This is a genomic window from Streptomyces sp. WG5 (assembly GCF_049974565.1).
GTDB lineage: Bacteria > Actinomycetota > Actinomycetes > Streptomycetales > Streptomycetaceae > Streptomyces.
In genome coordinates this window covers 188958-202348 of the sequence record NZ_JBNGGC010000010.1, presented here as the reverse complement: position 1 = coordinate 202348, position 13391 = coordinate 188958, and the positions used below count along the sequence as shown (strand labels likewise).

The 13391-nt window shown below is 72.2% G+C and carries 11 protein-coding genes; 6 read left to right on the top strand and 5 right to left on the bottom strand.

Annotated elements, in window-relative coordinates; genetic code table 11:
- Positions 1–83 precede the first annotated feature (83 nt).
- Positions 84–1379, top strand: coding sequence for a hypothetical protein (locus ACP4IX_RS13115; protein WP_426555572.1), 1296 nt, complete (start codon positions 84–86; stop codon positions 1377–1379).
- A 248-nt stretch (positions 1380–1627) separates the two neighbouring features.
- Positions 1628–2155: a DoxX family membrane protein gene (locus ACP4IX_RS13110; protein ID WP_426523160.1), complete on the top strand. Its 528-nt coding sequence runs from the start codon at positions 1628–1630 to the stop codon at positions 2153–2155.
- Positions 2156–2315: 160 nt separating this feature from the next.
- On the opposite strand, the gene ACP4IX_RS13105 is transcribed toward ACP4IX_RS13110, so the two are convergent.
- Positions 2316–2561 carry a hypothetical protein gene (locus tag ACP4IX_RS13105; protein ID WP_426523161.1) on the bottom strand — a complete coding sequence of 82 codons (246 nt, stop codon included), beginning with the start codon at positions 2559–2561 and terminating at the stop codon, positions 2316–2318.
- On the bottom strand, positions 2548–3984 hold the full coding sequence (locus tag ACP4IX_RS13100; RefSeq protein WP_426555571.1) for a PspC domain-containing protein: 1437 nt from the start codon (positions 3982–3984) through the stop codon (positions 2548–2550). The genes ACP4IX_RS13105 and ACP4IX_RS13100 overlap by 14 nt, the downstream gene beginning before the upstream one ends.
- A 180-nt stretch (positions 3985–4164) precedes the next feature.
- On the opposite strand from ACP4IX_RS13100, the gene ACP4IX_RS13095 reads away from it, so the two are divergent.
- Together ACP4IX_RS13095 and ACP4IX_RS13090 are read left to right on the top strand one after the other, a co-directional pair.
- The gene (locus ACP4IX_RS13095; RefSeq protein WP_426523163.1) at positions 4165–5457 is read left to right on the top strand and encodes a PspC domain-containing protein; all 1293 of its coding nucleotides are present in this window, start codon (positions 4165–4167) and stop codon (positions 5455–5457) included.
- Positions 5454–6218, top strand: coding sequence for a LuxR C-terminal-related transcriptional regulator (locus ACP4IX_RS13090; RefSeq protein ID WP_426555570.1), 765 nt, complete (start codon positions 5454–5456; stop codon positions 6216–6218). The genes ACP4IX_RS13095 and ACP4IX_RS13090 overlap by 4 nt, the downstream gene beginning before the upstream one ends.
- A gap of 167 nt (positions 6219–6385) precedes the next feature.
- Here the strand turns inward: ACP4IX_RS13090 and ACP4IX_RS13085 are convergent, their stop codons facing one another.
- The gene (locus ACP4IX_RS13085; protein ID WP_426555569.1) at positions 6386–7435 is read right to left on the bottom strand and encodes an NlpC/P60 family protein; all 1050 of its coding nucleotides are present in this window, start codon (positions 7433–7435) and stop codon (positions 6386–6388) included.
- 314 nt (positions 7436–7749) lie between these two features.
- Between ACP4IX_RS13085 and ACP4IX_RS13080 the strand changes: the two genes are divergently transcribed.
- Complete coding sequence (locus ACP4IX_RS13080; RefSeq protein WP_361210449.1) at positions 7750–8103, top strand: hypothetical protein; 354 nt, start codon at positions 7750–7752, stop codon at positions 8101–8103.
- Here ACP4IX_RS13080 and ACP4IX_RS13075 read toward each other — a convergent pair.
- A complete protein-coding gene (locus ACP4IX_RS13075) occupies positions 8081–9100 on the bottom strand; it encodes a tellurite resistance/C4-dicarboxylate transporter family protein (protein WP_426523166.1) in 1020 nt (339 codons plus the stop codon). The genes ACP4IX_RS13080 and ACP4IX_RS13075 overlap by 23 nt on opposite strands.
- A gap of 27 nt (positions 9101–9127) precedes the next feature.
- On the bottom strand, positions 9128–10318 hold the full coding sequence (locus ACP4IX_RS13070; RefSeq protein WP_426555568.1) for an NlpC/P60 family protein: 1191 nt from the start codon (positions 10316–10318) through the stop codon (positions 9128–9130).
- Positions 10319–10762: 444 nt separating this feature from the next.
- On the opposite strand from ACP4IX_RS13070, the gene pcrA reads away from it, so the two are divergent.
- Complete coding sequence (pcrA, locus tag ACP4IX_RS13065; protein ID WP_426523168.1) at positions 10763–13249, top strand: DNA helicase PcrA; 2487 nt, start codon at positions 10763–10765, stop codon at positions 13247–13249.
- The last annotated feature ends 142 nt before the right edge of the window (positions 13250–13391 follow it).

Genomic DNA, 13391 nt, shown 5'->3' with positions numbered 1-13391 from the left:
ACGGGACTTACGGGTTCTGCCGCGGGCGGTGCCGGAGTTGTCGATACTGGGTTTCGCAGGGTTCGGGAAGGCGGGCGTCGGGCGTGGCGGTGCAGGAGGCGAGACGCGGGAGCGGCTCGGACAAAGGCGCGTACGAGGCGGCGCACGGGGGCGGCTGCACCTGCGGGGACTGTCCGCACGGCGCCCGTGAGGGGCACCGCCGGGCGGTTGCCGCGTTCCTGGTCAGGCGGGACGAGTTCGCGGCCGGACAAGGGCTGCCGGCCGCGGTGGCGCACTCGCCCTCGGCTTCCCGGCAGTGGGTTTCGGAGGAGCTGACCCAGTCCGCGGGACTCGTCGCCGAACGCGGTCGTGCCGAGGGCCGGGCGTGGCTCGCGAACCTGGGGCGCCGCACGGCGGCCGTCGTGTGGGCCGCGGTCGTGCTGCTGCTCCTGGGGCAGTCGCTCACCGCGATCGGAACCGGCTGGACGGCAGCGCGCACCGCCGGGCTGGCGGCCGCGCTGGTCGTGGCCGGTGCGCTGACGGCGGCGTCGTGGTTCCACCGGGCGCGGGGCGGGGCGCTGGCCCCGGTCATCGGCGAGGACAACCGTCTGTCCACGTCCCGGGCCGTGGCGGCCCTCTGGGTGCTCTTCGTCGCCTACGCGGTACTCGTCCTGGCCGGACAGCTGGCGGTTGCCTCGGGCCACGGCCGACGGGACGCGCTGATCTCCGGGCTGGACCTCGCCCGCGGCGTCGGCGCGGTGACGGTGCTGGCGGTGGTGTGCGGGATCGCGGTGCTGGTGCGGCGGGTCGTCGGACTGCGGGTGCTGGGGCAGCGGCTGCAGAAGGTACGGGCGGACCGGCCGCGTGCGGCCGACCTGCTGACGGACGACGCGGGACGCGGTTCCTTCGCCGACATCCAGTACGTGGTGATCAGCACCGTCGCCCTGGTGTTCGCGGCGGTGCGGCTGGCCCGGCGCTCGGAACAACTGCCGGATCTGCCGTGGGGGCTGGCGGTCGTGGTGCTGGTCTCGGCGGCGACCTATGTGGCCGCGAAGTACGCGGAGGGCGGGCGTCCCGTGATCCTCTCCGTGGTACGGGCGCGGGAGGCCGGTGACCTGGACGCGCCGATCCGCACCGGCGACGACATCGAGATCCGCGGCGCCGGCTTCGTACCACCGGGTGCTCAACGCGCGGACCGGCTGTCCCGGATGGTCGTCCGCATCGGCGCGGTCAACGTCCACGTGCCGCTGGTCCCCGTGACGGGCGGCTTCAGCAACCCCACGGACGACCTGCTGACGGTCCCGGTGCCGGCGGACGTGGAACCGGGCCGCGTGGACGTCCAGGTGGTCACGAGCGCGGGCGTGGAAACCAATCGGTACGCCATCGATGTGACGGACTGACACTTCGCCGCCGAGCCCGCTGCCGACCGGTGATCTGTCGCATCGCCAACCCCCGGGAACACTCGCCTCCCGAGAACACCCGCCTCCCGGAAACGCCAACCTCCAGGAATCGCCAACCTGTCGATAACGACCACCTGTCGAAACCGACAGGAAGAAACCGGTCGAAGAGGGATTGAACGCGGCCTGTACGTCGTACGTATGCTCTGTTGAGCATGTCTCGGCACGCGGGCGAGAGGCGGCTGGCAAAGATGACTCACGGTATGCGGACGGATGCGTACACCTCGCACCCGGGCGGCGGTGACTGGCGGGACCAGTCCACCCGGTACGCCCTCCTGCCCCTACGGATCTTCCTGGGTGTCACCTTCATCTACGCGGGTCTGGACAAACTCACCGACAGCGCCTTCATGAAGGACGCGGGCGCCGGCTCCGTCGGCGACATGATGCGTGCCGTCCGCGATTCCTCGGCCCTCCCCTCCCTGGTCGACCTGGCGCTGAAGAGCCCCTCCGGTTTCGGGTACGCCATCGCCCTGGGCGAGCTGGCCGTCGGCATCGGCACGCTGCTCGGACTGCTGACGCGCCTGGCGGCGCTCGGCGGCGCGCTGATCTCGCTCAGCCTGTGGCTGACCGTCAGCTGGGCCGCCGACCCGTACTACTACGGCAATGATCTCGTCTACCTCATGGCCTGGATCCCTCTCGTCCTCGCGGGCGCACCCCTGCTCTCCCTGGACGCCGTCCTGCGCTCCCGACGACGACAGCGGACGGGCGGGTACCAGTAGGTTCCGCAGTCGTCCGGTGCGACCGGGAAGGTTGTGCCGGCTGCCGGCGGAGTGGGCGGACGGAGCTTTCCTCGGAGGCCTTCCGCGCCGGGCGTGAACTCTCACTTCGTCGGGTCGGCCCGCGGGAGCCGGCCGTCCGTGCGCCGTCAGCCGTCAGCCGTCAGCCGGGAAGGCCCGCCCGGGGCTGGTCCCCTTTCGCCGCGCGGCGTGCACCGCGGCGCCGGTGTACGGACCGGGCCAGGACGCCGACCGCTCCCGCGAGGCCGAGGCCGCCCATGACGACGGGGATCACCACGAACCACGGTGTGTCCCAGAGACCACCCGCGTCCCCGGCGTAGATGACGCCCGCCAGGGTCAGGAAGACGCCGGCGACCAGCCGCCCGGGCTGGAACCTATGACGCAGCACGGGTCACCTCCGCCTGTCCGACGCCGACCTGGAGGTCGAGGTCGAGCGTGCCGGCGTTCTTGCCGCCCGTGGTGGGGGACAGGGTGACCTCCTTGTGCTTGCCCGGTGCCACGTCCACGTCCTTCTTGCCGTCTCCGGGCAGCTGGATGTCGCCCACGCCCACCTCGACGCTCAGCCGCACGGTCACGTCCCGCGGCACGACGACCCGTATTCGGCCCATGCCCACGTCGGCCCGAGTGGTCACGGTCTGCCCTTCGGCCAGGTCCAGCCCGGACAGGTCGAGGGTGCCGCTGCCGGCCCCGATGTCGTACTGCTCGCGCACGCCGGCCACCGTCGTGGGCTCCCAGGTGGTCCGGACCCATTCGGTGCCGACGTCCTTCGGCAGGGCGGCCGATCCGGCGAGCAGTCCCGCCGTGATGATCGCCAGGAAGATCGTGCCGGCTCCCGTGCGTCCCAGGAAGGCGCTGGCCGCGATACCGACGCCGAAGACGGCGAGCGCACAGGCCAGGCCGGTCTGCAGACTGGTGCCGAGCGGCTGCTCGTCCCAGGTCAGCCGGGTGCCGAGGAAGCCGGCGAGCAGGGCGAACAGGAACACCCAGCCGCCGATGCCGCGGGGGCCGCGCGGCTGAGGGGATCCCGAGCGCCGGTCGCCCGCGGCGACGCGGCCGCCGCCCCGGACCCCGCGGCCGATGTTGACGGCCGCCGCGATGTCCCGGTCCTCGGAGTCCGGTGGACCCCACAGGTAGCCCGTCCCGCCGACGTGGCTGCCGTCCTTGACCACGGGGTCCCGCCACCAGGAGGGCCAGGTGATCAGGACCGGGGGTGCCTGGGCCTCCGGCGGGGCGTCGGCGACGGCCTGGGCGGAGACGGGGTCGGGGTCCGGAGCCTTCCGCCGCTGCGACCAGTACCCGGCGCCCGCCAGCAGGAGGGAGAGTATGACGGCGAAGGACAGCACCCCGCCGTTGTTCAGCATGGTCAGGAAGACCCCGCAGCCGACCAGGGCGAACAGCACGGCCGCCAGCGCCTGGCCGTCGACCCGGCCGGTCAGCAGCTTGCGCACCTCGTTCTCGTCCTCGTCGTCGTAGGGGACGAAGAGCCAGGCGAAGCCGTAGAAGATGAGGCCGATGCCGCCGGTCGCGGAGAGCACCGCGAGGGTGATCCGGAAGATCACCGGATCGATGTCGCACTGCCGTCCGAGACCCGCACACACCCCGGCGAGCGTCTTGTGCCGCCGGTCGCGCCGGAACGTGTGGGGAGGACCGGGGACGTCGGTGCCGGCGGGAGCGCCCGCGTCGGCTGCATCGCCCCCCGCACCACCCGCGGCATCCGCGGCGGGGGCGGCGTCCCGCGGCCCGGCGCCCAGCGGTGGGCGCGGGCCGGGGCCGGGCCCCGGACCCGTCGCGGCGTGCTCGTGATCTGTCATGAGTCCATGGTGACGGGCGCGGCACCGGGACGGCAGTCGGTTCGACCCTGGTCGGACCCTGATATCGGCCCTGACGCGATGCCGGGGGAGTGTTCGGAGCACCGGCGGCCCGAAGATCAGGGGAGTCTCGGGGACCGACCCTGATGCTCCGGCTCCCCCGGCCGTGTGACCATCAGTGTCATGCCGGAAGCCGCAGCAGCACCACTCGTCGAACCGCGGCCGCCGCGCAAGCTCTACCGCAGCAGCGACGGCCGCTGGCTCGGTGGTGTGGCGCGGGGGCTCGCCGGACACCTCGGGCTGCCCGTCATCTGGGTGCGGTTCGCCTTCGTCGGGCTGTTCATGGCCGACGGCCTCGGCGCGCTGCTGTACGCGGCCTTCTGGTTCTTCGTACCGCTGGGCGTCGGCGGCGTCGACGCCCAGCGGCCGCCGTCCCTCGTCACCGCCGAGACCTCTCCGGACGGCCGCCGCAGACTCGTCACCCGCAAACCGGACAAGGGCCAGATCGTCGCCCTGCTCCTCATGGTCGTCGTGGCCCTGGTCTTCGTGGGGAACGTCGATCTCGGCGGCGGAGCCAGGGCCTACCTCTGGCCGACCGTCCTCGTCGGCGCGGGCGTCGCCCTCGTCTGGCGCCAGGCGGACAACGCACGCCGGGCCCGCTGGGCCGAGGTGGGGCGCCACCGGCGCACGGTCACCCTGCTGCGTACCGTGGCCGGCGTCCTGCTGGTGACGGCCGGTGTCACCGGCATCTTCGTCCTGCAGGGGTCCGCCGCCCACCTCGGTTCCGTTCTCCAGGCGGCCCTCGCCGTCCTCGTCGGGATAACGCTCCTCGCGGGCCCCTACCTGGTGCGCATGACGCAGGACCTTTCGGAGGAGCGGCTGATGCGCATCCGGGCCCAGGAGCGCGCCGAGGTCGCCGCCCACGTCCACGACTCGGTGCTGCACACCCTGACCCTGATCCAGCGCAACGCGGAGAGCGCGGGCGAGGTCCGCCGCCTGGCCCGGGCCCAGGAGCGCGACCTGCGCGCCTGGCTCTACAAGCCCGAGGGCAATGGCAAGGACGAGGACGACGAGCCCACCACGCTCGCCGAGGCCGTGAAGCGCAATGCCGCGGAGGTGGAGGACAAGCACGGCGTTCCCATCGAGGTCGTGGTCGTCGGCGACTGCCCCCTCGACGAGAGAATCGCCGCACAGATGCAGGCCGGACGCGAGGCGATGGTGAACGCCGCCAAGTACGGTGGCGAGGGCGGCGCCGTTCAGGTCTTCGCCGAAGTCGAGGGCAGGACGGTCTTCGTGTCCGTCCGGGACCGAGGCCCCGGCTTCGACCTCGATTCGATACCCGCCGACCGGATGGGTGTCAGAGAATCGATCATCGGCCGCATGGAACGCAACGGCGGCACGGCGCGGCTGCGCGCGGTGCCGGACGGCGGCACGGAGGTCGAGCTGGAGATGGAGAGGGCGGAGAAGACGTCATGAGCGACCCGACCGAGGCGAACGGAAACACGGGAGCGGGTAAGGCGGCCCAGCCCGCGCAGCCCGCGCAGCCCGCGCAGCCGGCGAACGGCGGCGCGGCGGAGCGTCACGTGCGCGTGGTGCTCGTCGACGACCACCGCATGTTCCGCACCGGCGTCCAGGCCGAGATAGGCCAGACCGCCGAGACCGGCGTCGAGGTCGTCGGTGAGGCCGCCGACGTCGACCAGGCCGTCACGGTCATCACCGCGACCAGGCCGGAGGTGGTCCTCCTCGACGTCCACCTCCCGGGCGGCGGTGGTGTCGAAGTCCTGCGCCGCTGCGCCCCCTTGATGAGTGACGCGGAGCAGCCCGTCCGTTTCCTCGCCCTGTCCGTCTCGGACGCGGCGGAGGACGTGATCGGCGTCATCCGTGGTGGCGCCCGGGGCTACGTGACCAAGACGATCACGGGCACGGACCTGGTGGACTCCGTCTTCCGCGTCCAGGAGGGCGACGCCGTCTTCTCCCCGCGCCTGGCCGGCTTCGTCCTCGACGCGTTCGCCTCCACCGACGCCCCGCCGGTCGACGAGGACATGGACCGCCTCACCCAGCGCGAGCGCGAGGTGCTGCGCCTGATCGCCCGCGGCTACGCGTACAAGGAGATCGCCAAGCAGCTGTACATCTCGGTCAAGACGGTCGAGTCCCACGTCTCGGCGGTCCTGCGCAAGCTCCAGCTGTCCAACCGGCACGAGCTGACGCGATGGGCCACGGCCCGGCGGCTGGTGTGACCGTGCGGGCCGGTGGCTTCGGGGGTCCGAGGGCCGCGGCAGCGCGAAAGGGGTGAGCACCTTCCCGGTGAGTGTGCACGCCTTCCACGACCGGTGGTCTGGCGGAAGAGCCGTCGCCCTCGCCCGTGAAGCCGCCATGGCCGCCCGTGACGGCGGCCGACGAGCCGTCACACCACCCGCGTAGCCCCCGCGAACGGCATCTCGTCGAGTGGGGCGACGCGGACCGGGGCCGACGGGTTCGGGGCGTGGATCATGCGGCCGTTGCCGATGTAGATGCCGACGTGGCTGATGCCGGAGTAGAAGAAGACCAGGTCACCCGGACGCAGTGCGGACCGTGAGACGCGGCGGCCCGCGTCGATCTGGGCGTAGGTCGTGCGGGGCAGGGAGACGCCGGCCGCGCGGTAGGCGGCCTGGACGAGGCCCGAGCAGTCGAAGGCGTCGGGACCGGTCGCGCCCCACACGTAGGGGCTGCCGAGCTTCTGGTGGGCGTAGGCGACGGCCGCCGCGGCGCGGGAGTCGGGCGCCTGGGAGGACGAGGCGGACAGGGTGCCCCGGGGAGCTGACGGGGAGGGGGAGGCGCGGTCGGGGTCGAGGCGGGCGCGTTCCTCGGCCGTCAGCCGGGACAGCAGACGGCGGGCCGTCCCGAGCTTGCCGGTGATGGTCTCGCGGTGGCGTTTCAGCTCGGCCCGGCGCGCCGTCAGGGAGGTCACCTCGACGCGTGCGGCGCCGCGCAGTTGCTCGATGTCCCGCAGTTCCTTGCGTGCCCGGCCGACGGCGGCCGTCTGCCTGCGGCTCGCCCGCTCGGCGAACGCGGCGCCGTCGAGGTACTCGTCGGGGTCGGAGGAGAGGGCGAGTTGCAGCGCCGGATCGAGCCCGCCACTGCGGTACTGGGCCGCCGCTACCGAACCCAGCGCCTCGCGCGCCGAGTTCAGCCGGAGCTCCTTGCGGGCGGCCTCGTCCCGCAGTTCCTCCAGGCGCTGCTCGGCGGCGTCCGCCTTCTCCTTCGCGCCGTTGTACTTCTCGGTGGCGATCTCCGCCTCCTGGTACAGCTTGTCCACCTTGGCTTTCACCTGCGTCGGCGTCGGCTTCGGGTCGGCGTGCCCGGTCCCGCCCAGGGTCGTCGCGGTGGCCGCGCCCGCGAGGGTGATCATCGTGGCCGCCGTACGGGCTCTCCCGCCGCCCATCATGCGCTGTCGCGGCCTGCGGTGCGTTCCCACCTGCGATCCACGTCCTTCCGTACGGCTCGACTCCGGTTGCCTGGGGGGTGGACGCTAGGCGTGGCGGTGGTGGCCAGGTGACGGGATGCGCGGAAGTGGCTGTACCGGACCGCACGGTGACCGTATGTGAGCAGGGTCCCCTTCTGCGGTCGTCGTCTTCACGCAGGGTGATGACCGATGTGCCGGATCGGGGACGGCTGAGGGGTGTGTGGTGTTATGGGGCCGCACGGGCGGGGCGAGTGCCACGCAGGGCCCCCGCGTCCGGGCGGGCCGGTGTCGGAGGGTGCCCGGGTCCCTGATTAGGCTCCGGCCTCATGGACGTACTCATCCACATCTTCGTCGGCCTGCACATCATCGGCATCGCGTCGCTCCTCGGGGGCTTCCTGACCCAGATGAAGGCGATGGGCCAGGGCACGGCCCGTTTCGTTCCGGCGATGCTGCACGGCGCGCTGACGATGCTGGTCACCGGCGTCGTCCTGATCGGCCTCAACCAGGCCGACGACCAGTCCGTCGACAACGTCAAGATGGGCGTGAAGCTCGCCCTGCTGATCGTGATCCTCGGCCTGGTCTATGTGAAGCGCGACGACGAGAAGGTGGAGAAGCCGCTGTTCGGCCTCGTGGGCCTGCTGACCGTGGCGAACATCTTCATCGCCGTGCTGTGGACCTGAGGGCCGCGTCCGTGACCGGGGACCGCAGCCCGGCCCTGGCCTGGACGACCGCCCCCGCGGCCACCGCCAGCCACGCGGCCACCGCGATCCACAGCAACGCCTGACCGGGCGCCTCCAGCCACGGGACGTCGAGGACGGCGGCGACGGACAGTGTCGCCGCCGCCGTCATGCCGAGCGGGAAGACGGTCGACCAGCGGCGCACGTCGTAGCGGATCCGGGGCCACGCGATCTCGGCGGCGAGCAGTGCCGCGTACCAGGCGAGGTCGAGGGCGAGCAGGAAGACGGTCACGTCGTGCAGGACGGCGTAGTCGTCGTCGTTCCACAGGTACATGCCCGTCCCGGCCGCCGCGAGCAGCTTGGCGCCGGCCAGTGCCGAGATGGCGAGGGCGCCGCCCGCCACCCAGTGGTCCCCGGAGCCCCGGGCCACCTGCCGCAGATCGAAGCGGAACAGCGCGATCAGGTAGAGCACGATCCCCAGCCAGAACGGCACCACGGCCGCGTGTGCCAGCCAGGGGGTCGAGGTGGCCGCGGCCAGCGTGGCGCCGAGCACGGCGAGACCCTCCGTGGCCACACAGCCCAGGAACACGGCGCCGGGCATCCTGCGCCCCCAGTGCCGTACCACCAGGAGCAGCAGCCCCGGCCACAGCAGCGCCGCCAGCGCCAGCAGTGCCGCCGCCAGGGCCGGCCGGTCGAGCAGCGAGAAGCGGGTGCCGAGCACGGTCGTCGCGGCGACGGCGGTGAGCGCGCCCGGCGTCCCCGCTCGCGTCACCCACTGCGCGCGCTCGGCCAGGAGCAGGTAGACGAAGTTCGCCGCCAGCGTCAGCCAGGCGGCGCAGGCCAGGACGAGGGCGATCCGGGACAGGACCTCGTGTCCCGTCAGGTGCAGGGCGACCGACAGGATGCCGGTCGCCATCACCGCGGCCCCGGCCGCCGGGGGACGCTGCGCCCACCAGGCGCGCAGCGGGTAGGGGGAGGTGGGAGAGGTGCCGGATGACATGGGCCCGATGCTAGAGAGCCGCGAGGGTCAGGCCGGGCGCACCACGCTGTGGATCGAGGACTCGCCGTCGTAGAAGATCGATTCCTCACGGACGTACGCGCCGGGCTTCGGTGCGTGGATCATCATGCCGTCGCCGATGTAGAGGCCGACGTGGCTGAGGTCGGCGTAGAAGAAGACCAGGTCACCGGGCTGCGCCTGGGAGACCGCGACCGTCGTGCCGGCGTCGACCTGGTCGTAGGTGGTACGCGGCAGCGTCACCCCGGCGGCCTTCCAGGCGGCCTGGGTGAGGCCCGAGCAGTCGTAGGAGCCGGGGCCCGTGGCGCCCCACACGTACGGTTTGCCCATCTGGGCGCGGGCGAAGGCGAGCGCCTTCTCGGCCTTGGTGCCGTGGGAGGACTCCGGCGTGGTGGACCCGGATCCCGCACCGGTGCCACCGGAGCCGGATGATCCGGCGGACCCGGTGGCGGCGCCGCTCTCCCGCTGGGCGGCCTCCTCCTGCCGCTCGCGCTCCTCGGCCTGCTGCTTCGCGAGCTCCGCGGCCTTGCGGGCGGCCTCTTCCCGCTTCTTCTCCTCGATCGCCGCGAGCCGGGCCTTCTCCTCGGCGGTCAGCTCCGAGAGCAGCTCGCGGGCGGTGGCGAGCTTCTTCTGGACGGTGCTCTTGGCCGTTCGCAGCTCGCTCTGCGACGCGGTGAGCGTCTCGAGGCTCTCGGTGGCCTCCCGGCGCTTCTCCACCGTCGCGGACTGCTGTGTGACGTAGTCGTCGACCGCGTCCTTCTGACGGCCGGTGAGCCGGCTCATCAGGTGGTTCCGGTCGAAGTAGTCCTGCGGCGAGTCCGCGAGCAGGAAGGTCGCGGTCTCCGGGACGGCGGCACCCGTGCGGTACTGGGCCGAGGCGAAGGATCCCAACGCCTCGCGTGCTTCGTTGAGCCGCTGGGTGCGCTCGGCGACGTCGTCGAGGAGGGTGTCGACGCGCTTGCGCTGCTTGGCGGTCCTCTCCTTGGCGGCGTTGTACTTCTCCGTCGCCGACCCCGCCTGCCGGTACAGGTCGTCGACCTTCTTCTCGACCTCTTCGAGGCTCGGCCTGTCGTCGTCCGACGGCGCGGCGGTGGCCGTCTGGGACAGCAGGGCGACGGAGGTGAGGGCCGCCGTGGCGAGGGCGGGGGTCCGTATGCCTGCGACGCGCGTACCCGTGGGGCGCGACTTGCGGTGCGACGCCAAGGAGGCGACTCCTTCCACGCTCCGCCTGCCGGGCCGGGCCCGGCCCGGCCCTGGGGGAGGGGTCGGGCGGCGCGGTCCGGAAGGTGTGCCCTGTGGCGGGGCCGCCCTCCGCGGGTTCGCCGGGGGCAGGGCGGCCGATTCACCCCAGGTCTCCCTGTCGGGTCCCCGGCTCCGGGTGCCGTGCGAGCACGCCGGACTCGGCGGAGGCCGCGCGGCCCGGCGACGTTCGCCGGAGGGGGGCGTGCGGCCTGCCCGCACCGTAGCCAACCCGTGGGTCCGCTGTGAAGGTCGGCGAGTGATGTGCCCGATACATTCTCGTGACCTTCGGCGAAGGCGTCACTCTCCGTGGTGCCATCTGTCGCGGGGGGTGCTCAGTGCCGGTGTGCCGGCCAATTTCCGGGGTGGCGCCGGGTTGTCGGTGGGGCGCCCTAGACTCGGAGAGCGATGAGCAGCCTCTTTGACGACAGCTTCCTGGCGAGCCTCCAGACCCCCCGCGGTCACGAGGAGGAACCCCCGCCGCCGCCCGACGATGATCACGGACCGGAGCCGGTCCCGCACGATCTGTTCGGCGGGAAGTTCGACGCGCCGCCGGACCGGGACACCCACTACCGCGACGGTGCCCCGCGCCCCGCGCTGGACGCCGCCGCGCTCCTGGACGGGCTGAACGACAACCAGCGCGCCGCCGTGGTGCACTCCGGCTCCCCGCTGCTCATCGTGGCCGGCGCCGGATCCGGCAAGACCCGTGTGCTCACCCACCGCATCGCCCACCTGCTGGCCGAGCGGAGCGTCCACCCCGGCCAGATCCTCGCGATCACCTTCACCAACAAGGCCGCGGGCGAGATGAAGGAGCGCGTCGAGCAGCTCGTCGGCCCGCGCGCGAACGCGATGTGGGTGATGACCTTCCACAGCGCGTGCGTCCGCATCCTGCGCCGGGAGTCGAAGAGGCTCGGTTTCACGTCCTCGTTCTCGATCTACGACGCGGCCGACTCCAAGCGCCTGATGGCGCTCGTCTGCCGCGACCTCGACCTCGACCCCAAGCGCTTCCCGCCCAAGTCCTTCAGCGCGAAGATCAGCAACCTCAAGAACGAGCTGATCGACGAGGAGGACTTCGCCGCCCAGGCCGCCGACGGATTCGAGAAGACCGTCGCCCAGGCGTACGCCCTCTACCAGTCGCGGCTGCGCGAGGCCAACGCCCTCGACTTCGACGACCTGATCATGACGACGGTCAACCTGCTCCGCGCCTTCCCGGACGTCGCCGAGCACTACCGGCGCCGCTTCCGGCACGTCCTGGTCGACGAGTACCAGGACACCAACCACGCCCAGTACTCCCTCGTGCGCGAGCTGGTCGGCACCTCCGAGCACCCCGTCGACGTGCCGCCCGAGGCCGAGGTCCCGCCCGCCGAGCTGTGCGTGGTGGGCGACGCCGACCAGTCGATCTACGCCTTCCGCGGCGCCACCATCCGCAACATCCTCCAGTTCGAGGAGGACTACCCGGACGCGACGACGATCCTTCTGGAGCAGAACTACCGCTCCACCCAGACGATCCTCAGCGCCGCCAACGCGGTCATCGAGCGCAACGAGTCCCGCCGCCCCAAGAACCTGTGGACCAACCAGGGCGCCGGCTCGCGGATCACCGGGTACGTCGCCGACACCGAGCACGACGAGGCGCAGTTCGTCGCCGACGAGATAGACCGCCTCACGGACGCGGGCGAGGCGAAGGCCGGCGACGTCGCCGTCTTCTACCGCACCAACGCGCAGTCCCGTGTCTTCGAAGAGGTCTTCATCCGCGTCGGCCTGCCCTACAAGGTCGTCGGCGGCGTCCGCTTCTACGAGCGCAAGGAGGTCCGGGACGTCCTGGCGTACCTGCGGGTGCTGGCCAACCCCGAGGACTCGGTGCCGCTGCGCCGCATCCTCAACGTCCCCAAGCGCGGCATCGGCGACCGTGCCGAGGCCATGATCGACGCCCTCTCCCAGCGCGAGAGGATCAGCTTCCCGCAGGCCCTGAAGCGGGTCGACGAGGCGTACGGCATGGCCGCGCGCTCCGCGAACGCCGTCAAGCGGTTCAACACGCTCATGGAGGACCTCCGGACGATCGTCGAGTCCGGTGCCGGTCCGGCGACCGTGCTGGAGGCGATCCTCGAACGCACCGGCTATCTCGCCGAGTTGCAGGCCTCCACCGACCCGCAGGACGAGACACGCATTGAGAACCTCCAGGAACTCGCCGCCGTCGCCCTGGAGTTCGAACAGGAGCGGGCCGAGAGCGAGGAGCCCGGAACCCTGGCCGACTTCCTGGAGAAGGTCGCGCTGGTCGCCGACTCCGACCAGATCCCCGACGAGGAGGACGGCGACGGCGTCGTCACCCTGATGACCCTGCACACCGCCAAGGGCCTGGAGTTCCCGGTCGTCTTCCTCACCGGCATGGAGGACGGCGTCTTCCCGCACATGCGTGCCCTCGGGCAGGCCAAGGAACTGGAGGAGGAGCGGCGCCTGGCGTACGTCGGCATCACGCGCGCCCGTGAGCGGCTCTACCTGACCCGGTCCACGCTGCGCAGCGCCTGGGGGCAGCCGTCGTACAACCCGCCCTCCCGTTTCCTGGAGGAGATCCCGGCACCCCACCTGGAGTGGAAGCGGACCGGGGCGAACGGACCCGCGCCCTCCGCGCCGGTCTCGGGCGTGGCGGCCTCGCTGTCGTCGTCCCGCTCCCGCTCCTCGGCGTCGGGCGCGTCCGGCTTCGCCACGCGCCGGTCCGCCGCTGCCGAGCAGGCGACGGTCTCCCTGTCGGTCGGGGACCGTGTCACGCACGACCAGTTCGGGCTCGGGACGGTGGTCGGGGTGAAGGGCACCGGGTCGAACGCCGAGGCGACGATCGACTTCGGCGACACCAAGCCGAAGCGGCTGCTGCTGCGGTACGCGCCGGTGGAGAAGCTCTGAGGGAGCGTCGCGGGCCTGTCGCGGGTGCCTCGTGGGTGGCGGCTGCGGGCGCGGCGTGCATGGTGCGCTGTGAGCGCGGCGTGGGTGTTGCGCTGCGGGCGCGGCACCACGAGCGCCCGCGACGCCGGTCCGGGGCCGGCCT

Coding starts and splice junctions, on each gene's coding strand:
- ACP4IX_RS13080 (WP_361210449.1), top strand. CDS start 7,750: ATGGACGTACTCATCCACATCTTCGTCGGCCTGCACATCATCGGCATC.
- ACP4IX_RS13095 (WP_426523163.1), top strand. CDS start 4,165: ATGCCGGAAGCCGCAGCAGCACCACTCGTCGAACCGCGGCCGCCGCGC.
- ACP4IX_RS13075 (WP_426523166.1), bottom strand. CDS start 9,100: ATGTCATCCGGCACCTCTCCCACCTCCCCCTACCCGCTGCGCGCCTGG.
- ACP4IX_RS13100 (WP_426555571.1), bottom strand. CDS start 3,984: ATGACAGATCACGAGCACGCCGCGACGGGTCCGGGGCCCGGCCCCGGC.
- pcrA (WP_426523168.1), top strand. CDS start 10,763: ATGAGCAGCCTCTTTGACGACAGCTTCCTGGCGAGCCTCCAGACCCCC.
- ACP4IX_RS13110 (WP_426523160.1), top strand. CDS start 1,628: ATGACTCACGGTATGCGGACGGATGCGTACACCTCGCACCCGGGCGGC.
- ACP4IX_RS13090 (WP_426555570.1), top strand. CDS start 5,454: ATGAGCGACCCGACCGAGGCGAACGGAAACACGGGAGCGGGTAAGGCG.